Below are 20,429 nucleotides of genomic sequence, written 5' to 3' on the forward strand. Positions count from 1 at the left end.
AAAACCCCGCCAGGAAAAGGCGGGGTTCTCACGGGCCTCGATGAGTTGAGGCGTACCCGGACACTACCACAGCGTCACAAATAAACAAGACGACCTCAGGCGTGGGCCCGGCGTTGCTCGGCCTCGGCACAGATCACTCGGCGCCGCTCATCATCGGCGGAGCGCCATTCGCGGATATCTTCGACATGGCGAAAGCAGCCGAGGCAGACTTTCTGCTCGTCCAGACGACACAAACTGATACAAGGTGACGGCACCGCCGGGCTGACATTGCTGAACAGCGGCTTGGCTGGGCGCGTGGGTACGGACTGGCTCACAGTCAAATCTCGTCGAAATCCAGCTCGGCGCCGGATTGTTCCAGAACCAGACGCGCCAGCATCTCGCTGAGCAGCTCATCGCTGGTATCGCATTGCCAATTGTTGTCTTCTTCGTTGTAGTCGAAGTGAAAACCACCGGAACGTGCCGCCAGCCACAATTGCCGCAACGGTTCCTGACGGCTGAAGATCAACTGAGTGCCGTTCTCGAACTTGACCGTCAGCACGCCGGCCGAGTTTTCCAGGTCCACGTCCAAACCGCTGTCGTCGAAAATATCTTCCAGCGCCTGCTGGGTCGCATCCACCAGGTCGTGAAAACGGGCTTCGGTCAAACTCATTGTGGCAACCTCGAAAGTGTCTGGTTCTGCTCAAGCGCCGCACAATACGGACGCGCCCCGCCGATTGCAAAGGATACCGATTTCATCACAGATGGCGGTACGAAATATCCTCAACCAGCGTAGCCCGCTTCCCGACTATCTCGGCAAACCCCCGCCGGACGGGTATTCCAGCGCATAGGCAAGCTGGCGGGTGGTCGGTATACTCGGGCGCAATTAATGCATATTCAAGGATTTCGCCATGAAGCGCCTGATCTCTTCCCTTGCTGCGCTCGTCGCGGTCGCTTGCCTCGTTAGTGCCTGTGGTCAGAAAGGCCCGCTGTACCTGCCTGACGACAGCAAAGACCCGAACGAACAGGCGCAGTCGTCGCAAAAGCCGTCCAAAGCGCACAAGCACGACACTTACTAAGGGATCCTCATGGACGCTTTTAACTACCGGGACGGCGCGCTGTTCGCGGAAGGCGTGGCGCTGTCCGCAATTGCCCAGCGCTTTGGCACCCCGACTTATGTGTATTCGCGTGCCCATATCGAAGCGCAATACCGCTCGTTCACCGACCCGCTGGAAGGCGTGCCGCATCTGGTGTGCTACGCGGTAAAAGCCAACTCCAACCTGGGCGTGCTCAATGTCCTGGCGCGCCTTGGCGCCGGTTTCGACATTGTGTCCCGTGGCGAGCTGGAACGGGTATTGGCCGCTGGCGGCCAGGCCGACAAGATCGTGTTCTCCGGCGTCGGCAAGAGCCGCGAAGACATGCGCCGCGCCTTGGAAGTGGGTGTGCACTGCTTCAACATCGAGTCCACCGACGAACTGGAGCGCCTGCAGGCCGTCGCCGCCGAGATGGGTGTTCGCGCGCCGATCTCCCTGCGCGTCAATCCGGACGTCGACGCCGGCACTCACCCGTACATTTCCACCGGTCTCAAAGAGAACAAGTTCGGCATCGCCATCGCCGATGCCGAAGACGTTTATATCCGCGCCGCCCAATTGCCGAACCTGGACGTGTTGGGCGTCGACTGCCATATCGGCTCGCAACTGACCACCCTGCCGCCGTTCCTCGATGCTCTGGACCGCCTGCTGGCGCTGATCGACCGCCTGGGCGACTGCGGCATCTACCTGCATCACATCGATCTGGGTGGCGGTGTGGGCGTGCGTTACCGCGATGAAGAGCCGCCGTTGATCGCCGACTACATCAAGGCCGTGCGCGAGCGCCTCGAGGGCCGCGACCTGACGCTGATGTTCGAGCCGGGCCGCTATATCGTCGCCAACGCCGGCGTGCTGCTGACCCAGGTCGAGTACCTCAAGCACACCGAGCACAAGGACTTCGCCATCGTCGACGCGGCGATGAACGACCTTATCCGCCCGGCGTTGTACCAGGCCTGGATGAACGTCACAGCGGTGACGCCTCGCCACAGCCAGGCGCGTGCGTACGACATTGTCGGCCCGATCTGTGAGACCGGCGACTTCCTGGCCAAGGATCGTCAGCTGGCCCTGGAGGAAGGCGACCTGCTGGCCGTGCATTCGGCCGGTGCCTATGGGTTTGTCATGAGTTCCAACTACAACACCCGCGGCCGCGCCGCCGAGGTGCTGGTGGACGGTGATCAAGCGTTTGAAGTGCGTCGCCGCGAGACGGTAGCCGAGTTGTATGCTGGCGAAAGCCTGCTGCCGGAGTAAGCCATGCTGCTGCGTTTTACCAAGATGCACGGACTGGGCAATGACTTCATGGTTCTCGACCTGGTCAGCCAGCACGCGCACATCCTGCCCAAGCACGCCAAACAATGGGGCGACCGGCATACCGGTATCGGCTTCGACCAACTGCTGCTGGTGGAAGCGCCGACCAACCCGGAGGTGGATTTCCGTTATCGGATCTTCAACTCCGACGGCTCCGAAGTGGAACAGTGCGGCAACGGTGCGCGCTGCTTCGCGCGATTTGTGCTGGACAAGCGTCTGACCGCCAAGCGCCAGATTCGCGTCGAAACCAAGGGCGGCGTGATCGAACTGGATATCCGCAGTGACGGCCAGATCAGCGTCAACATGGGCGCGCCGCGCGTGGTGCCGGCGGATATTCCGTTCCAGGCGCCCGAGCAGGCCCTCAGTTATGCGCTGGATGTGGACGGCAACACGGTCAATATCGCCGCCGTGTCCATGGGCAATCCCCATGCGGTGCTGCGGGTCAATGACATCAACAATGCGCCCGTGCACGAACTGGGGCCGAAGATCGAACATCACCCGCGCTTTCCGGCGCGGGTCAACGTGGGCTTCCTGCAGGTGATCGACCGTTCTCGCGCGCAATTGCGCGTGTGGGAACGCGGCGCCGGCGAAACCCAGGCCTGCGGCACCGGCGCCTGCGCCGCTGCCGTGGCCGCGATCAGCCAGGGGTGGATGGATTCGCCGCTGCTGATCGACCTGCCGGGTGGACGCTTGTCCATCGAATGGGCAGGCCCTGGTCACCCGGTGATGATGACCGGGCCGGCCACGCGTGTATACGAAGGACAGGTCCGTCTATGAGTGAGCCAAGCCAATGACCGATAAGCCTCAAGTACCCGCACCCGTCACCTCAAGTGAAAGCCTGGAGGCCGCTGCGGTCGCGGCGTACCTTGAGGCTCATCCGGACTTCTTCGTCGAGCACGAAGAATTGCTCCCGGCATTGCGCATCCCTCACCAACGCGGCGATACCGTGTCGTTGGTGGAGCGGCAGATGAAGATCCTGCGCGAGCGCAACATCGAAATGCGCCACCGGCTTTCGCACCTGATGGACGTGGCTCGCGACAATGATCGCCTGTTTGAAAAGACCCGACGCCTGATCCTGACCCTGATGGACGCCGCCAGCCTGGAAGAAACCGTGATGGCGGTGGAAGACAGCCTGCGCCAGGACTTCCAGGTGCCCTTTGTCAGCCTGATCCTGTTCAGCGACAACCCGATGCCGGTGGGTCGCTGGGTCAGCGGTGGCGAAGCACAGACCGCCATCGGCGGCCTGCTTTCGGAAGGCAAGACCATCAGCGGTACCCTGCGCGAGCATGAACTGGATTTCCTGTTCGGCGCCGAACAGCGCAAACAGATCGGCTCTGCCGCCGTGGTTGCCCTCAGCCACCAAGGCCTGCACGGCGTACTGGCCATCGCCAGCCGGGATCCGGCGCACTATAAAAGCTCGGTGGGCACCCTGTTCCTGACCTATATCGCCCAAGTGCTGGGCCGCGTCCTGCCGCGCTTCACCACTGCCCTGCGCGCGGTGCGCTAGCCATGGAACGGCAACTGGACGCTTACTGCGCTCACCTGCGCAACGAGCGCCAGGTGTCGCCTCATACACTGGACGCCTACCGGCGGGACTTGAACAAGGTCCTGGCCTTTTGCGAAAAGCAGCAGGTTGCCAGCTGGAAAGCCCTGGATATCCAGAGCCTGCGCAGCCTGGTCGCACGGCTGCACCAGCAAGGCCAGTCCTCGCGCAGCCTGTCGCGCCTGCTGTCGGCGGTGCGCGGCCTCTATCACTACCTGAACCGCGAAGGCCTGTGCGACCACGACCCGGCCAATGGCCTGTCGCCGCCCAAAGGCGAGCGACGCCTGCCCAAGACCCTGGACACCGACCGCGCCCTGCAACTGCTGGATGGCGCGGTCGAGGATGACTTTCTTGCCCATCGCGACCAGGCGATCCTCGAACTGTTCTACTCCTCGGGCCTGCGCCTGTCGGAGCTGACCGGCCTGAATCTTGAGCAACTGGACCTGGCCGATGGGCTGGTGCAGGTGCTGGGTAAAGGCAGCAAGACGCGTGTGCTGCCGGTCGGCAGGAAGGCTCGCGAAGCCCTGGAGCTGTGGCTGCCGTTACGGGCGCTGGCCAATCCGAAAGACGACGCGGTATTCATCAGCCAACAAGGTCGACGCCTGGGGCCACGGGCCATTCAGTTGCGCGTGAAGGCTGCCGGCGAACGCGAACTGGGGCAAAACCTTCACCCACATATGCTCAGGCACTCCTTTGCCAGCCATATGCTGGAGTCGTCCCAGGACTTGCGCGCGGTCCAGGAGCTGCTCGGCCACGCCGATATCAAGACCACGCAAATCTACACCCACCTCGACTTCCAGCACCTGGCAACGGTGTACGACAGCGCCCATCCACGGGCCAAACGCATCAAGGGCGGCGACTCATGAGCATCAAGCTGATCACCTTCGACCTGGACGACACGCTCTGGGACAACGTACCCGTCATCATCAGCGCCGAAGCGTCAATGCGCGAATGGTTGGCGGTCAATGCATCCAAGGTCGGCGACTTGCCCCTGGAGCATTTCGCCAGCCTGCGCCAACAGGTGCTGGCGCGTCATCCTGAACTCAAACACCGCATCAGCGTCCTGCGCCACCGCGTATTGCTGCATGCGTTCGAAGAGGCCGGCTACCCGCAGCCTGCAGCGACCGAGATGGCCGATGTGTGTTTTGAGGCGTTCATTCATGCGCGACACCAGCTCACGGTCTTTCCCGAAGCCGAACCGATGCTCAAAGCGCTACGCCAGCACTTCCTTCTGGGGGTGATCACCAACGGCAATGCAGACGTACAACGCGTGGGCCTGGCGGACTACTTCCACTTTGCCCTGCGCGCTGAAGACATCGGTATTGCCAAGCCGGATGCGCGGTTGTTTGAGGAGGCGTTGCAGCGCGGCGGTGTGGACGCCAGTGCGGCGGTGCATGTGGGCGATCATCCTGGGGATGACATCGCCGGCGCGCAGCAGGCGGGGTTACGGGCGGTGTGGTTCAACCCGACAGGCAAGGTGTGGGAAGCGCCAAAGCGTCCGGACGCAGAGATTCGTAGCCTGACGGAGTTGCCGGAGTTGCTGCGCAGTTGGCAATAACGCTATAGCGGCAACACTGAGGAAAATGTGGGAGGGGGCTTGCCCCCGATAGCGGTGTATCAGCCGGAAAATGGACTGGCTGAGCCACTGCAATCGGGGGCAAGCCCCCTCCCACAGGTGGATCACTGCCAGGCTCAAGTAAATCATCGGGCATGAAAAAACCCGCAGCGACGGCGGGCTTCTTCCTACAAACAGTAACGCTATAGCGTCAACACTGAGGAAAATGTGGGAGGGGGCTTGCCCCCGATAGCGGTGTATCAGCCGGCAAATGGACTGGCTGAGCCACTGCAATCGGGGGCAAGCCCCCTCCCACAGGTGGATCACTGCCAGGCTCAACTAAATCATCGGGCATGAAAAAACCCGCAGCGACGGCGGGCTTCTTCCTACAAGCAGTTAGCTGACCTCAGATGGGACGGCTACCGTACTTGTTATCCGGCTTTTTCGGTGGATCCGCTACCACATTGGGCTCGACCTCGACCACTTTGCCGCCTTTGGCGAGGAATTCTTCCATCGCACGGGCCAAGGCATCGCGTTCTTTGTTCTTGGCTTCAACGCTGGGCAGTTCGTCTACCGAAACAGCAGCCTTGGCCTTGCCTTTGGCTTTGGGAGCGGCGTCATCGCCAGCACTGTCCTCAAGGTCTTCAGCAACGTCCTCAGCCGCCACTTCAAGACTGTCTTCAGTGTCGTCACCTACTTCCAGGTCGTCGTTTTCCAGATCATCGTCGCTCATGTTCTACCTCATGACTTGCGAAAAGCAGATTAGTTATAGCCCAGCTTTACCCTCTGTCGAGGCGGCCGGAAAAAAATCAACATCCACTGGATCACCAGTGGCTTATGCCCCTTCACCGTGCAAGGTGGCGAGGACTTTACGAGCACCGCCATGATCACGGTGCTCGCCCAGATAAACACCTTGCCAGGTCCCCATCGCCAAGCGGCCGGCCTTCACCGGCAAACTCAGCTGGCAGCCCAGGAGACTGGCCTTGAAGTGCGCCGGCAGATCATCCGGGCCTTCGTCGTTGTGTTCGAATCCCGCCTGGCCTTGCGGCACCAGCAGGTTGAAAAAACGTTCGAAGTCGCGGCGAACCGCCGGATCGGCATTCTCGTTGACCGTCAACGAGGCCGAGGTGTGCTGCAGCCACAGATGCAACAAACCCACGCGGCAGGCCTTCAATTCAGGCAAGCCGGCAAGCAACTCGTCGGTCACCAGGTGAAAGCCCCGGGGCTTGGCCCGCAGCGTAATCAGGGTCTGTTGCCACATACAGTTCTCCGCCCATCGGCGCGCATTCTAGCGCGCTCTGGAAAAAAACAAAGTGCCGAATACGCCCACATGCCTGTAAGACATTCGCACCCTTGAAAGTGCCGTGTGGATCCCATCACAAAGTCGATGAAAAACCCATGCAACTTATAGTCAAAGACAAACGCCAGGCAAAAAAATGCCCGGCAAGCCGGGCATCTTTTTTTTGTGTATTTACAAGTTGTAACCGCGCTCGTTGTGTTGCGCCAGGTCGAGGCCGACCGCCTCTTCCTCTTCAGTGACACGCAGGCCCATGACCATGTCCAGTACCTTGAGAATGACGTAGGTGACAATCGCCGTATAGATCACAGTGAAGCCGACACCTTTGCACTGGATCCAGACCTGTGCAGCGACGTCAGTCACGGTGCCGAAGCCGCCCAGTGCCGGGGCTGCGAACACACCGGTGAGGATCGCACCGACGATACCGCCAATACCGTGTACGCCAAATGCGTCCAGGGAGTCATCGTAGCCCAGCTTGCGCTTGAGGCTGGTTGCGCAGAAGAAACAGATCACACCGGCGACCAAGCCGATCACCAGAGCCCCCATCGGCCCCACGGTGCCGGCAGCTGGCGTGATTGCGACCAGACCGGCCACTACGCCCGAGGCGATACCCAGTGCGCTTGGCTTACCGTGGGTGATCCACTCGGCGAACATCCAGCCCAGCGCAGCGGCAGCAGTGGCGATCTGGGTGACCAGCATCGCCATACCGGCCGTGCCGTTGGCGGCAGCAGCAGAACCGGCGTTGAAGCCGAACCAGCCGATCCACAGCATGGCCGCGCCGATCAAGGTGTAACCCAGGTTGTGCGGTGCCATCGGGGTGGTCGGGAAGCCTTTGCGCTTGCCGAGCACGATGCACGCCACCAGGCCAGCCACACCAGCGTTGATGTGCACCACGGTGCCACCGGCGAAATCCAGCACACCCCAGTCCCACATCAGGCCGCCGTTGCCGCTCCAGACCATGTGCGCGATCGGCGCATAGACCAGGGTGAACCAGATGGCCATGAAGATCAGCATCGCGGAAAACTTCATGCGCTCGGCGAATGCACCGACGATCAGCGCCGGAGTGATGATGGCAAACGTCATCTGGAAGGTGATGAACACCGCTTCCGGGAACAGCGCCGCAGGCCCGGTGATGCTGGCCGGGGTGACACCCGCCAGGAATGCCTTGCCCATGCCGCCGAAGAAGGAGTTGAAGTTGACGACGCCCTGTTCCATACCGGTGGTATCGAACGCAATGCTGTAGCCGTAGACAACCCACAGGATGCTGATCAGGCCGGTAATGGCAAAGCACTGCATCATTACCGAAAGAATATTCTTGGAGCGGACCATGCCGCCGTAAAACAGTGCCAGGCCAGGAATGGTCATGAACAGCACCAGTGCAGTGGCGGTCAGCATCCAGGCAGTATCGCCGGAATTGAGGACTGGAGCCGCCACTTCGTCCGCCGCCATGGCAAGGCTTGGCATTACGATGGACAACAGGGCTCCGAGCCCTGCGAATTTACGCAGAGTCATAGTGTTTTTCTCCTGGGGCGTTGGGGTTTGGCGGCTTAGATTGCGTCGGTATCGGTTTCGCCGGTACGGATGCGGATAGCCTGTTCCAGATTGACCACGAAGATCTTGCCGTCACCGATCTTGCCGGTGTTGGCAGCCTTGGTTATCGCCTCGATAACCCGGTCAAGATCCTTGTCGTCAATGGCGACATCAATCTTCACCTTCGGCAGGAAATCGACCACGTATTCCGCGCCGCGATACAGCTCGGTATGACCCTTCTGCCGACCGAAGCCCTTGACCTCAGTGACGGTAATGCCCTGCACGCCGATCTCGGACAGTGACTCGCGTACGTCGTCCAACTTGAACGGCTTGATGATGGCAGTGACTAGCTTCATGAAAACTCTCTCCCGAATTGGTGGACTTGCCCCAGGAAAACAAACCCGTCTCAAGTCTAAGCGCAGTGCCTGGCTTTGTAACGCATCGTCGCCTGCGTATTAGCGTGGCGACGCCAGCGAACCACTGGTGACGAAACCTGTACCCCTGATCCGTCGGCGCACTGCATTCGTCACAGCGACTGCATCAGTGCATGGGTCATGATCGTCTAAGCAGAAACCTTGCCAGCTCCGTAAAAATCACTGAAATCAGTCCGTTGTCCACTTATGCCCACCTGCGGGGCGTTACAGCAGCGGCGATGCGCATCAAAACAGTGCGTGGCCGCCCATCCCCATGCGCGAAAAGCGTGCGAGCCAGGCCATGAAAAGACTATAGACGCTGCGTGATACACTGCCGGCCAACTGTTTTCCGGAATATTTCCCATGCTCGCGCCCAAAGACTTCCTCGACGCCCTGAGCGGCCACGCCTCTCGCCTCTTCAGCGGCGACACCCCGCTGGCCCGCAACGAAATCGAAAGCCAGTTCAAGGCCCTGCTGCAAAGTGGCTTCAGCAAGCTTGATATGGTCAGCCGTGAAGAATTCGACAGCCAGATGGTGGTGTTGGCCCGCACCCGTGCACGGCTGGAGAGCCTGGAGGCGAAGGTAGCGGAACTAGAAGCGCGGCTGACGCCCCCATCGGCTGAATAAAGCCGATGAGTGTGGGAGGCAAGCCCTGATGCCGCCCCCTGTAGGAGCGAGCGTGCTCGCGAAAAACTCATAGGCACCGCGTTCATTCAGGAAGCACGCGTTATCGTTGACGTTTTTCGCGAGCAAGCTCGCTCCTACAAAAAGCCTTAGCATCAGGGCTTGCCCCCTCCCTCACTTCGTTGCCTGGATACGTTCTGTAAAACCTCCCCGCCATCCTTGTTCCCACCTCGTCTACCCTTGAATAATCCGCAGGCAGCGGCCCCCCATTCAAGGATCGAGCATGTCCCTCGCCATCGTCCACAGCCGCGCCCAGGTCGGCGTCGAAGCCCCCGCCGTCACTGTCGAAGTGCACATGGCCAATGGGTTGCCGTCACTGACGCTGGTGGGCCTGCCGGAAACTGCAGTAAAGGAAAGCAAAGACCGCGTACGCAGCGCCATTCTCAACTCGGCCCTGCAATACCCGGCGCGGCGCATCACGCTCAACCTCGCGCCCGCCGACCTGCCCAAGGACGGCGGGCGTTTTGATCTGGCGATAGCCCTTGGGATCCTGGCGGCCAGCGTGCAGGTCCCAGCGTTGATGCTCGATGAGGTTGAGTGCCTGGGAGAGTTGGCGCTGTCCGGCGAAGTACGTGCAGTGAAAGGCGTGTTGCCGGCCGCTTTGGCGGCGCGCAAGGCCGGACGCACCTTGATAGTGCCCAGGGCAAACGCTGAGGAGGCGTGCCTGGCGTCAGGGTTGACGGTGATTGCAGTGGATCACTTGCTACAGGTGGTGGCGCACTTGAATGGGCATGTGCCGATCGAGCCCTACCGGTCGGACGGCTTGTTGTACCTGAACAAACCTTACCCGGACCTCAGTGAAGTCCAGGGCCAATTGGCTGCCAAGCGTGCCTTGCTGATCGCAGCCGCGGGGGCGCATAACCTGCTGTTCAGCGGCCCGCCCGGCACCGGCAAGACGCTGCTCGCCAGCCGCCTGCCGGGGTTGCTGCCACCGCTCAGTGAGCAGGAAGCGCTGGAAGTCGCGGCAATTCAATCCGTGGTCAGCCTGGCACCGTTGAGCCATTGGCCGCACCGGCCGTTTCGCCAGCCGCACCACTCGGCGTCGGGCCCTGCACTGGTCGGCGGCGGATCGAAGCCGCAACCGGGGGAAATCACCCTGGCCCACCACGGCGTGTTGTTCCTGGATGAATTGCCGGAATTTGACCGCAAGGTGCTGGAAGTCCTGCGCGAGCCACTTGAATCGGGACATATCGTGATTTCCCGCGCCCGCGACCGGGTGAGGTTCCCCGCGCGCTTTCAACTGGTCGCGGCGATGAACCCCTGCCCTTGCGGTTATATGGGCGAACCCAGCGGCCGTTGCCGGTGTACACCGGAACAGATACAGCGCTATCGCAACAAGCTCTCGGGGCCGTTGCTGGACCGGATCGATCTGCACCTGACGGTGGCGCGGGAAGCCACGGCGCTGAGCCCGGCACAACGGACCGACGACACCACCGCGAAAACGGCCGCGTTGGTGGCCGACGCGCGGGAACGCCAGCAACGACGCCAGGGCTGCGCCAACGCATTCCTCGACCTGCCGGGGCTGCGCGAGCACTGCACGCTGGCGAAGGTCGACGAAGGCTGGCTGGAGAACGCCTGCGAGCGGCTGACGCTTTCGTTGCGGGCGGCCCATCGCTTGCTCAAGGTGGCGCGTACGTTGGCGGACCTGGAACAAACAGACGCCATCGCTCGCCACCATTTGCAAGAGGCCTTGCAATACCGCCCGGCGGCGACCTCTTGAGCCTTGCGCAGCAGCCAAAGGGCTGACTTAGCGGAAGCGATCCACCTCATGCCGCAAGCCCGCCGCCAGGGTTTCCAGCTCTTTGGCGGTGATCGCCAGGTTCGACACCACTTCACGCTGCTCGCTGTTAGCCAGTGCAATGCTCTGCAAGTTACTGCTGAGCAACGTCGCGGTGCTGCTCTGCTCCTGGGTGGCGGTGGTGATTGCGGCGAACTGCTGCCCGGCCGAGCGGCTCTGCTCGTCGATGCGCGCCAGGGCCGAGGCCACATCCGCGTTGCGCGACAGACCTTCCTGCATCAGCACGTTGCCGTGCTCCATGGTACTGATGGCATTACCGGTTTCCTGCTGGATGCTCTGGATCATTCCGGAAATTTCATCGGTGGCCTGGCGGGTGCGCGAGGCCAGGTTGCGCACTTCGTCTGCGACCACGGCAAAGCCGCGACCTTGCTCACCCGCGCGGGCCGCTTCGATGGCGGCATTGAGCGCGAGCAGGTTGGTCTGTTCGGCAATCGAGGTGATCACGCCGACGATACCGCCGATTTCCTGGGAGCGCTGGCCCAGGGTGTTGATCACCGTAGCGGTGCTGTTAAGCGCGGTGGCGATGTGTTCCAGGGACGACGAAGCCTCCTCCATCGAGGCACGCCCGATACGGGTCTGCTGGGCATTTTCCTGGGCCAGACGCTCGGTGTTGCCCATGTTGTCGGCGATATTCAGCGAGGTGGCGCTGAATTCTTCCACCGCGCCGGCCATGCTGGTGATCTCGCCGGACTGCTGCTCCATGCCTTCATAAGCGCCGCCAGACAACCCCGACAGCGCCTGGGCACGGCTGTTGACCTCTTCAGCCGCCTTGCGGATGTGCGAAACCATGGTCGACAGCGCCTCGCCCATCTGGTTGAAGCTGCGCGCCAATTGGCCGATTTCGTCATGGCTGGAAACATTGAGGCGCGCACTCAGGTCACCTGCGCCGAGCGCTTGAGCCTGAAGCACCAAGTCACTCAATGGCGCGAGCTTGCTGCGCAACAGCCATACCGTGGCCCCCACGGCCAACAGCATGGCCAGCACACTGCCAATGACCAGGCGCATGCCGACGTCCCACGTCACTGCACGAATCTCGGCCTTGGGCATACTTGCCACGACCGCCCAAGGGCCACCCTCGAAGGGTACCGACACGCTGTAGAAATCTTCGTTCTTGTCACTCCAGAAGCGGCCTTCACCGGGTTTCTTCGCCAAGTCGAGCATCACTGCGACAGCTTGATCCAAGGCTTGCACACCGGCCGGCGGTACCAACCAGTGCTTCTGTTCATCCAGCAGCGACAAGGAGCCGGTCTGGCCGATACGGAAGCGCTTGAGGTTGTCGAACTGGGCTTTCTGTTCGTCGGTGTAGTCGAACCCGATGAACAATACCGCGATGACCTTTCCGCTGGCGTCACGCACCGGGCTGTACTGGGTCATATAGGAGCGATCGAACAACACTGCCCGGCCGATGTAGGCCTGCCCGTTGAACACACGCTGGTAGGCCGGGCCCTGGCGATCCAGCACGGTGCCGATGGCGCGGTTGCCATCCTGCTTGGTCAGGGAGGTGCTGATGCGGATGAAGTCATCGCCGCTGCGCACGAATACCGTGGCCACGCCGCCGGACATGTCCTTGAATTCGTCCACTTCGCCGAAGTTGTTGTTCAGTAACTCGCTGCCCAGGTACAGGCTTGGGGTTTGTACACCGGCCACGGCGACAGGCTGGTCCGCACGCACGCTCAAGCCGGCGCCGAAGCGCTTTTCAAACAGCCCGCTCAAACGCTGAGTGCTCTCGCGCAAGGTGCTGTGGAAGGTATTGAGTTGGTCGGCGAGCAGGCGCGCCTCGCTGGCCAAGTGTTCCTCGCGGGTGGCGAGGTTGGCGGTATCGAGCGAGCGTAGAGCGAAGACGGTACTGCCGCTGATGACGACAGCCAGAATCACGGCCAATGCGAGGCCTAACTGGGAAGCGATCCGAGCGCGAGGTTGAGACATGACAGCTCCTGAGCCGAGGCCAGGATCATCCTGATCTCTTAGCGCTGCTCGGCGAATTATCTAGTGGGAAACGTTGGTGCACGAGGGTTCCAACCCACCTACTTCGGCGGGGTTCCACAATACTTGAGCGATTCACAGGGGTGTCACGCAAACGATTGCTCTTCATGCGCAGACCCTTTCATTCGAGGCGAGTCACAGCGGGCAGAGCCATCGCCTGCACCTCGCCCTGTAGAAACTCCGCCAGGCGCCGCAGGCGCTCACCGCCGGGACGGGTTTTCGGCCACACCAGGTAATAACTTTCCCCGCTGGCGACGGCCGTTGGCCACGGCAGGCTCAAGCGTTTCTGTGCGACGTCCTCGGCCACCATCAACAGGTCTCCCATGGACACGCCATAACCGCGCGCGGCAGCGATCATGCCCAACTCCAGCGTGTCGAACACCTGCCCACCCTTGAGCGAGACCCGGGAGGTCAGCCCCATGCGCTCCAGCCAGTAACGCCAGTCACGCCGGTCCGGGGTCGGGTGCAGCAATTCGGTCGTTGCCAACCGCTGCGCGTCCCAAGGGCCGTCGTCCAATAGATTGGGCGCGCCCACCGGAATCAGCATTTCAGCAAACAGGTAGCTGGCCTCCCAGTCCGCCGGAAAGTGCCCGTTACTGAGCAACACTGCGCAATCGAACGGTTCCTGATTGAAGTCCACTTCATCGATGTTCATCCACGCGCTGGTGAGCTGCACCTCGTTGCCCGGCTGCAGGGCCCGAAAGCGGCTCAACCGCGCCAACAGCCAGCGCATGGTCAGGGTGGACGGTGCTTTCATGCGCAAGATGTCATCTTCGGCGTTCAGGGTATGGCAGGCGCGCTCCAGGGCGGCGAAGCCTTCGCGCACGCCGGGCAGCAACAAACGCGCCGCTTCCGTGAGTTGCAAGGTACGGCCGTTGCGCTGGAACAGCCGGCAGGCGAAATGCTCCTCGAGCGTACGAATATGCCGGCTGACCGCACTCTGGGTAATCGACAACTCCTGCGCCGCGCGGGTGAAGGAGTGGTGACGGGACGCGGCCTCGAATGCCCGCAGGGCGTAAAGCGGGGGAAGACGACGAGACATTTGATAACTCCGACAGCGCAATTGGCAAACCCTACCAGAATCGATCAGGCATGAGTTTTAATCATGCAAACAATCACTTTTATCCTTTTGTGCAATGCGCCGAAAGCGCCGAGAATCAACCGTCCGCACCTCCCAGACATTTCGAGATTGATGATCATGCAGCATCCGGCACGTACCGAACTCTGGGCCATTCTGCGGCTGTCGGGGCCGTTGATTGCCTCACAGTTGGCGCACATGCTGATGGTGTTGACCGACACCCTGATGATGGCCCGCCTGAGCCCCGAAGCCCTGGCCGGCGGGGGCCTGGGCGCGGCGACCTATTCGTTCGTGGCGATTTTCTGCATCGGCGTGATCGCGGCAGTGGGCACCCTTGTGGCCATCCGTCACGGCGCTGGCGACATCGACGGCGCCACCCGGCTGACCCAGGCCGGGCTGTGGCTCGCGTGGTTGATGGCCCTGGCGGCGGCGCTGCTGCTGTGGAACCTCAAGCCGGTGCTGCTGTTGTTCGGCCAGACCGAAACCAACGTGCAGGCCGCCGGACAATTTCTGACCCTCCTGCCCTTCGCCCTGCCCGGCTATCTCAGCTTCATGGCACTACGCGGTTTCACCAGTGCCATCGGCAAAGCCACCCCGGTGATGGTCGTCAGCCTGTGCGGCACGGTGGTCAACTACCTGCTCAATCACGCGCTGATCGAAGGCATGTTCGGCCTGCCCAGACTCGGGTTGATGGGCATTGGCCTGGTGACGGCCATTGTCGCCAATGGCATGGCGTTGGCGCTGATGTGGTACATCCGCAGCAACCGCACCTACGCCGCCTATCCGCTGAGCAGCGGGCTGCTGCGCCTCAATACCCAGTACCTGCGCGAGTTGTGGCGCCTGGGGCTGCCAATTGGTGGCACGTATGCGGTGGAAGTCGGGCTGTTTGCGTTTGCGGCGCTGTGCATGGGCACCATGGGCAGTACGCAGTTGGCGGCGCACCAGATTGCCCTGCAAATCGTCTCGGTGGCGTTCATGGTTCCGGCGGGGATGTCCTACGCGGTGACCATGCGGATCGGCCAGCATTATGGCGCAGGGCAGTTGCTGCGGGCACGTATGGCCGGACGGGTCGGCATCGGCTTTGGTGCCCTATTGATGCTGGGGTTTGCCGTGGTGTTCTGGCTGTTTTCCGACCCGCTGATCGGGCTGTTCCTCGACCATGACGATCCGGCGTTTCATGACGTCATCGTCCTGGCCGTCAGCCTGCTGGCCGTCGCCGCCTGGTTCGAGCTGTTCGATGGCGTGCAGACCATCGCCATGGGCTGCATCCGTGGCCTCAAGGACGCCAAGACCACGTTCCTGGTGGGGCTCGGTTGCTACTGGCTGATCGGCGCGCCAGCGGCCTGGTTGATGGCGTTCACCCTGGGCTGGGGGCCGACCGGTGTGTGGTGGGGCCTGGCATTGGGGTTGGCGTGCGCGGCGGTGAGCCTGACCTGGGCGTTCGAGGCGAAGATGAAGCGGATGATTCGGCGAGAGCCGGACATACAGCCTGCCTTTCAGGCGGCGCAGACAGAGTAAAGCCCTGCTCGGTCAGACCTGTGGGAGTGGGTACTCAGCCCGACAACGCCTGCTGGCTTTGGCCGGACGTCAGATATTCCACCAGCTCAGCCAACGGCAACGGTTTACTGATCAAGTAACCCTGGGCTTGATCGCAACCAAACAGTCTCAGAAGTTCAAGCTGCTCGAGGGTTTCCACGCCTTCGGCCACCACTTCCAGGTTGAGGTTGTGGGCCAGGTTGATCATGGCGTGTACCAGCTTGCGATTCTCTTCGCGCTCTTCCATGCCGCCGACGAAGCTCTTGTCGATCTTCAACAAGGCAATCGGCAGGCTGTTGAGGTGCACGAACGATGAAAAACCGGTACCGAAGTCATCCAGGGAAAACCGCACGCCGAGGCGGCCGAGGGCGTCCATGGTCTGTTTGACCAGGTCGCTGCGACGCATCACGGCGGTTTCGGTCAGCTCGAATTCCAGCCATTGCGCTTCCACGCCGCGCTCGGCAATCAGGCGGCTGAGTGTCGAGAGCAACTGACTGTCCTGGAACTGGCGAAACGACAGGTTGACCGCCATATGCAACGCCGGCAGGCCGCGTTCGCGCAGGTCCTGCATGTCGCGCAGGGCCCGGGATATCACCCAATAACCCAACGGCACGATCAGGCCGCTCTGCTCGGCCAGGGGCACGAACTCGCTCGGAGGCAACAGGCCACGCTCGCCGTGGCGCCAGCGCACCAGGGCCTCGAGGCCGACGATATGCCCGTCATCCAGGTCCAGGCGCGGCTGGTAATGCAGCTCCAGCTCATCGCGGCGCAAGGCACGGCGCAACTCGCTTTCCAGATCGGCCAGGCTGCGCGCGTTGCGGTTGATGCGTTCGTTGAAGATATGAAAGGTGCAGCCCTGGGTGCTTTTGGCCTGTTGCATGGCGATATGGGCGTGCCACATCAACGGATCGGCCCCGGCACGGGCTCGGGCATGCGCCACGCCCAGGCTGCAGCCGATCAGCAGGCTTTCGCCGTCCACCCAGTACGGCTCGGCCATCACTTCGGTGATGCGCTCGGCCATCCATTCGGCGCGCTGGGGCGCACGGCGGGTGTCGATCAGCAGCGCGAACTCATCGCTGCCCAGGCGCGCCAGTTGATCACCGGCTTCAAGCTGGCTCTTGAGCCGTGAGACCACCTGCAGAATCAAGCGGTCGCCGGCCTGGTGACCGAGGGCATCGTTGGCGTGACGGAAATTGTCCAGGTCCAGATGACCGAGCGCCAGGCCGCGGCCTTCGTTTTCCGCCAGCCGTGCCGCCAGCAAGGTCTGGAAACCCTGACGATTGGCGATACCGGTCAGCGGATCCTGTTCGGCCAGGCGCTGCAACGTGTTTTCCAGCACGCCTCGCTCGCGCACATGGCGCAGACAGCGGCGCAAGGTACTGGCGTCCAGCGCAGAATGGATCAGCCAATCGCTGACACCGAGCGGCGCAACCAGCGGCTCCTGTTCCAGCAGCAAAACACACGGCAGGCTGCAACGACCCGGACCGGGTTGCAGGTCGGGCGTGGTCAATAGCACCGCTTCGTGATCGTCGTCGAACAGACGACTCACCGAATCCCAACTGGGTGCACTGATCAGCACAGCCCCATCGCCCATCGGCGCCAGGCACTCGCGCAACAACGCTGCCCACGCCGGCGTATCGGCCAGCAGCAGCAAACGCAAGGGTTCGACAGGCGTAGACAAGCTAGCTCCCTAGACTCTGCAAAAATTCGTTGGCGGCGGGCATTATGACGTGCGGCCTGACGATAACAAATGCATGACCAATGATAGGTGTTATCAAACACGCAGACTGTGAAAAATAGTCGCGATACCCCCGACATCCTGCGGCAAAGTAGCAAAACCGGCAAATTTAGATCGAGTGGTACGTCACACCGTCGTTCTAAGGCAGCAGAATCTTGCCAGCCTGTTAAAATGCCCGCCCTTTTGAATAACGACTCCCTGAACTCTGTATGTCCCGACTCAATCCCCGGCAGCAAGAAGCCGTGAACTACGTCGGCGGCCCTCTATTGGTGCTCGCCGGTGCTGGCTCCGGCAAGACCAGCGTGATTACCCGCAAGATCGCGCACCTGATCCAGAACTGCGGCATCCGCGCCCAGTACATCGTCGCCATGACCTTCACCAACAAGGCGGCGCGGGAAATGAAAGAGCGCGTCGGCACCCTGCTCAAGGGTGGCGAAGGCCGTGGCCTCACCGTGTGCACCTTCCACAACCTTGGGCTCAACATCATCCGCAAGGAACATGCACGGCTGGGCTACAAGCCGGGGTTCTCGATTTTCGACGAGACCGACGTCAAAGCCCTGATGACCGACATCATGCAGAAGGAATACGCGGGCGACGACGGCGTCGACGAGATCAAGAATATGATCGGCGCCTGGAAAAACGACCTGATCCTGCCTGCCGAAGCGCTGGAAGCCGCACGCAATCCCAAGGAACAGACCGCCGCCATCGTCTACACCCACTACCAGCGCACGCTCAAGGCGTTCAACGCGGTGGACTTCGACGACCTGATCCTGCTGCCGGTCAAACTGTTCCAGGAGCACAAGGACATCCTGGAAAAGTGGCAGAACAAGGTGCGCTACCTGCTGGTGGACGAATACCAGGACACCAACGCCAGCCAATACCTGCTGGTGAAGCTGCTGATCGGTACACGCAATCAGTTCACCGTGGTAGGCGACGATGACCAGTCGATCTACGCCTGGCGCGGCGCACGCCCGGAAAACCTGATGCTGCTCAAGGACGACTATCCGTCCCTGAAAGTGGTAATGCTGGAGCAGAACTACCGCTCCACCAGCCGTATCCTGCGTTGCGCCAACGTGCTGATCTCCAACAACCCCCACGAGTTTGAAAAACAACTGTGGAGCGAGATGGGTCATGGCGACGAAATCCGCGTGATCCGCTGCCGCAACGAAGACGCCGAAGCCGAGCGCGTGGCGGTGGAAATCCTCAGCCTGCACCTGCGCACCGACCGCCCTTACAGCGACTTTGCAATCCTGTATCGCGGCAACTACCAGGCCAAGCTGATCGAGCTGAAACTGCAGCACCACCAGGTGCCGTATCGCCTGTCGGGCGGCAACAGCTTCTTCGGGCGTCAGGAAGTGAAAGACCTGATGGCCTACTTCCGCCTGATCGTAAACCCGGATGACGACAACGCCTTCCTGCGCGTGATCAACGTGCCACGTCGGGAAATCGGTTCGACGACTCTGGAAAAGCTCGGCAACTACGCCACCGAACGCAAGATCTCGATGTACGCCGCCACCGACGAGATCGGTCTGGGCGAACACCTGGACACGCGTTTCACCGACCGCCTGTCGCGCTTCAAGCGCTTCATGGACAAGGTCCGTGAGCAGTGCGCCGGCGAAGACCCGATCAGTGCCCTGCGCAGCATGGTCATGGACATCGACTATGAAAACTGGCTGCGCACCAACAGTTCCAGCGACAAAGCCGCGGACTACCGCATGGGCAACGTCTGGTTCCTGATCGAAGCCCTGAAGAACACCCTGGAAAAAGACGAAGACGGTGAGATGACCGTCGAGGACGCCATCGGCAAGCTGGTGCTGCGCGACATGCTTGAGCGCCAGCAGGAAGAGGAAGACGGCGCCGAAGGTGTGCAAATGATGACCTTGCATGCGTCCAAGGGCCTGGAATTCCCGTACGTGTTCATCATGGGCATGGAAGAGGAAATTCTCCCACACCGCTCCAGCATCGAAGCCGACACCATCGAGGAAGAACGGCGCCTGGCCTACGTCGGCATTACCCGTGCGCGCCAGACACTGGCCTTCACCTTCGCCGCCAAGCGTAAGCAATACGGCGAAATCATCGATTGTGCCCCCAGCCGGTTCCTCGATGAGCTGCCGCCGGATGACCTGGCCTGGGAAGGCAACGACGACACCCCGACCGAGGTGAAGGCCGTTCGCGGCAACAGCGCCTTGGCCGATATACGCGCGATGTTAAAGCGCTAGAATCGACTACTTTTTAATCTACTTTCGGCGCCTGTTGCGCCATCAGAGGAAGCTTTCCGTGGAAGCACTGCACAAGAAAATTCGCGAAGAAGGCATCGTGCTTTCCGATCAGGTACTCAAGGTTGACGCCTTTCTGAACCACCAGATCGACCCGGCACTGATGAAACTGATCGGCGACGAATTCGCCGCGCTGTTCAAGGACTCGGGCATCACCAAGATCGTCACCATCGAAGCCTCAGGCATCGCCCCGGCCATCATGACCGGCCTGAACCTCGGCGTGCCCGTGATCTTCGCACGCAAGCAGCAGTCCCTGACCCTCACCGAAAACCTGCTGTCGGCGACGGTGTACTCCTTCACCAAGAAAACCGAAAGCACCGTGGCGATCTCCCCACGCCACCTGACCAGCAGCGACCGCGTGCTGGTTATCGATGACTTCCTGGCCAACGGCAAGGCCTCCCAGGCGCTGATTTCGATCATCAAGCAAGCCGGCGCGACCGTTGCCGGCTTGGGCATTGTGATCGAGAAGTCGTTCCAGGGCGGCCGTGCCGAGCTGGATGCGCAGGGTTATCGGGTTGAATCGCTGGCGCGGGTGAAGTCCCTGGCCGGTGGGGTGGTGACCTTCATCTGAATCAACGCAGCTTAAAATGTGGGAGGGGGCTTGCCCCCGATAGCGGTGTATCAGTCAC

20 protein-coding genes are annotated in these 20,429 nt (G+C 61.5%); 11 read left to right on the forward strand and 9 right to left on the reverse strand.

The features are described from left to right. Positions 1–95: 95 nt before the first annotated feature. Together CIB54_RS19165 and cyaY are read right to left on the reverse strand one after the other, a co-directional pair. Positions 96–314, reverse strand: coding sequence for a DUF1289 domain-containing protein (locus CIB54_RS19165; RefSeq protein ID WP_065950395.1), 219 nt, complete (start codon positions 312–314; stop codon positions 96–98). A gap of 2 nt (positions 315–316) precedes the next feature. After that, positions 317–649, reverse strand: a complete 333-nt coding sequence (gene cyaY / locus CIB54_RS19170; RefSeq protein WP_065950394.1) for an iron donor protein CyaY — start codon at positions 647–649, stop codon at positions 317–319. Positions 650–887: 238 nt separating this feature from the next. Here cyaY and lptM point away from each other — a divergent pair, with 238 nt between their 5' ends. Genes lptM through CIB54_RS19200 form a run of 6 tightly spaced genes read left to right on the forward strand, consistent with a single transcriptional unit; the run spans position 888 to position 5,470 of the window. Continuing rightward, a complete protein-coding gene (gene lptM / locus CIB54_RS19175) occupies positions 888–1,055 on the forward strand; it encodes an LPS translocon maturation chaperone LptM (RefSeq protein ID WP_003195417.1) in 168 nt (55 codons plus the stop codon). A 9-nt stretch (positions 1,056–1,064) separates the two neighbouring features. Continuing rightward, complete coding sequence (gene lysA / locus CIB54_RS19180) at positions 1,065–2,312, forward strand: diaminopimelate decarboxylase (protein WP_065950393.1); 1,248 nt, start codon at positions 1,065–1,067, stop codon at positions 2,310–2,312. 3 nt (positions 2,313–2,315) lie between these two features. Then, positions 2,316–3,146 carry a diaminopimelate epimerase gene (gene dapF, locus CIB54_RS19185; protein ID WP_101220677.1) on the forward strand — a complete coding sequence of 277 codons (831 nt, stop codon included), beginning with the start codon at positions 2,316–2,318 and terminating at the stop codon, positions 3,144–3,146. Between the two features lie 13 nt (positions 3,147–3,159). Continuing rightward, on the forward strand, positions 3,160–3,876 hold the full coding sequence (locus CIB54_RS19190) for a DUF484 family protein (RefSeq protein ID WP_065950391.1): 717 nt from the start codon (positions 3,160–3,162) through the stop codon (positions 3,874–3,876). A 2-nt stretch (positions 3,877–3,878) separates the two neighbouring features. Beyond that, positions 3,879–4,778: a tyrosine recombinase XerC gene (gene xerC, locus CIB54_RS19195; RefSeq protein WP_065950390.1), complete on the forward strand. Its 900-nt coding sequence runs from the start codon at positions 3,879–3,881 to the stop codon at positions 4,776–4,778. Further along, positions 4,775–5,470, forward strand: coding sequence for an HAD family hydrolase (locus CIB54_RS19200; RefSeq protein ID WP_065950389.1), 696 nt, complete (start codon positions 4,775–4,777; stop codon positions 5,468–5,470). The genes xerC and CIB54_RS19200 overlap by 4 nt, the downstream gene beginning before the upstream one ends. Before the next feature lie 403 nt (positions 5,471–5,873). Here the strand turns inward: CIB54_RS19200 and sutA are convergent, their stop codons facing one another. From sutA to glnK, 4 genes are all read right to left on the reverse strand, one after another. Beyond that, complete coding sequence (gene sutA, locus CIB54_RS19205; RefSeq protein WP_065953216.1) at positions 5,874–6,200, reverse strand: transcriptional regulator SutA; 327 nt, start codon at positions 6,198–6,200, stop codon at positions 5,874–5,876. Between the two features lie 102 nt (positions 6,201–6,302). Next, entirely contained in the window at positions 6,303–6,728 is a 426-nt protein-coding gene (locus tag CIB54_RS19210) for a secondary thiamine-phosphate synthase enzyme YjbQ (protein WP_065886967.1), read from the reverse strand. A gap of 210 nt (positions 6,729–6,938) precedes the next feature. Next, on the reverse strand, positions 6,939–8,276 hold the full coding sequence (locus CIB54_RS19215) for an ammonium transporter (RefSeq protein WP_010207459.1): 1,338 nt from the start codon (positions 8,274–8,276) through the stop codon (positions 6,939–6,941). Between the two features lie 35 nt (positions 8,277–8,311). Then, entirely contained in the window at positions 8,312–8,650 is a 339-nt protein-coding gene (gene glnK, locus CIB54_RS19220; RefSeq protein ID WP_002555808.1) for a P-II family nitrogen regulator, read from the reverse strand. 420 nt (positions 8,651–9,070) lie between these two features. On the opposite strand from glnK, the gene CIB54_RS19225 reads away from it, so the two are divergent. Then, entirely contained in the window at positions 9,071–9,334 is a 264-nt protein-coding gene (locus CIB54_RS19225) for an accessory factor UbiK family protein (protein ID WP_101220678.1), read from the forward strand. 280 nt (positions 9,335–9,614) lie between these two features. Further along, positions 9,615–11,111 (forward strand): YifB family Mg chelatase-like AAA ATPase, encoded by a 1,497-nt coding sequence (locus CIB54_RS19235; RefSeq protein ID WP_101220680.1) that lies wholly within the window; start codon positions 9,615–9,617, stop codon positions 11,109–11,111. A 27-nt stretch (positions 11,112–11,138) separates the two neighbouring features. Here the strand turns inward: CIB54_RS19235 and CIB54_RS19240 are convergent, their stop codons facing one another. Beyond that, entirely contained in the window at positions 11,139–13,115 is a 1,977-nt protein-coding gene (locus tag CIB54_RS19240; protein ID WP_065953218.1) for a methyl-accepting chemotaxis protein, read from the reverse strand. 178 nt (positions 13,116–13,293) lie between these two features. After that, positions 13,294–14,214, reverse strand: coding sequence for a LysR substrate-binding domain-containing protein (locus CIB54_RS19245; protein ID WP_101220681.1), 921 nt, complete (start codon positions 14,212–14,214; stop codon positions 13,294–13,296). A gap of 150 nt (positions 14,215–14,364) precedes the next feature. Between CIB54_RS19245 and CIB54_RS19250 the strand changes: the two genes are divergently transcribed. Next, complete coding sequence (locus CIB54_RS19250) at positions 14,365–15,768, forward strand: NorM family multidrug efflux MATE transporter (protein ID WP_101220682.1); 1,404 nt, start codon at positions 14,365–14,367, stop codon at positions 15,766–15,768. 34 nt (positions 15,769–15,802) lie between these two features. Here CIB54_RS19250 and CIB54_RS19255 read toward each other — a convergent pair whose 3' ends face one another. Next, positions 15,803–17,467: a putative bifunctional diguanylate cyclase/phosphodiesterase gene (locus CIB54_RS19255; protein ID WP_065953221.1), complete on the reverse strand. Its 1,665-nt coding sequence runs from the start codon at positions 17,465–17,467 to the stop codon at positions 15,803–15,805. 266 nt (positions 17,468–17,733) lie between these two features. Here CIB54_RS19255 and rep point away from each other — a divergent pair, with 266 nt between their 5' ends. Then, positions 17,734–19,743 (forward strand): DNA helicase Rep, encoded by a 2,010-nt coding sequence (gene rep, locus CIB54_RS19260; protein WP_057723330.1) that lies wholly within the window; start codon positions 17,734–17,736, stop codon positions 19,741–19,743. Between the two features lie 58 nt (positions 19,744–19,801). Further along, on the forward strand, positions 19,802–20,371 hold the full coding sequence (locus CIB54_RS19265; RefSeq protein WP_003176890.1) for a xanthine phosphoribosyltransferase: 570 nt from the start codon (positions 19,802–19,804) through the stop codon (positions 20,369–20,371). Positions 20,372–20,429 lie beyond the last annotated feature (58 nt).

The sequence above is a fragment of the Pseudomonas fluorescens genome, from assembly GCF_002837185.1.
Classification (GTDB): domain Bacteria; phylum Pseudomonadota; class Gammaproteobacteria; order Pseudomonadales; family Pseudomonadaceae; genus Aquipseudomonas; species Aquipseudomonas fluorescens_AM.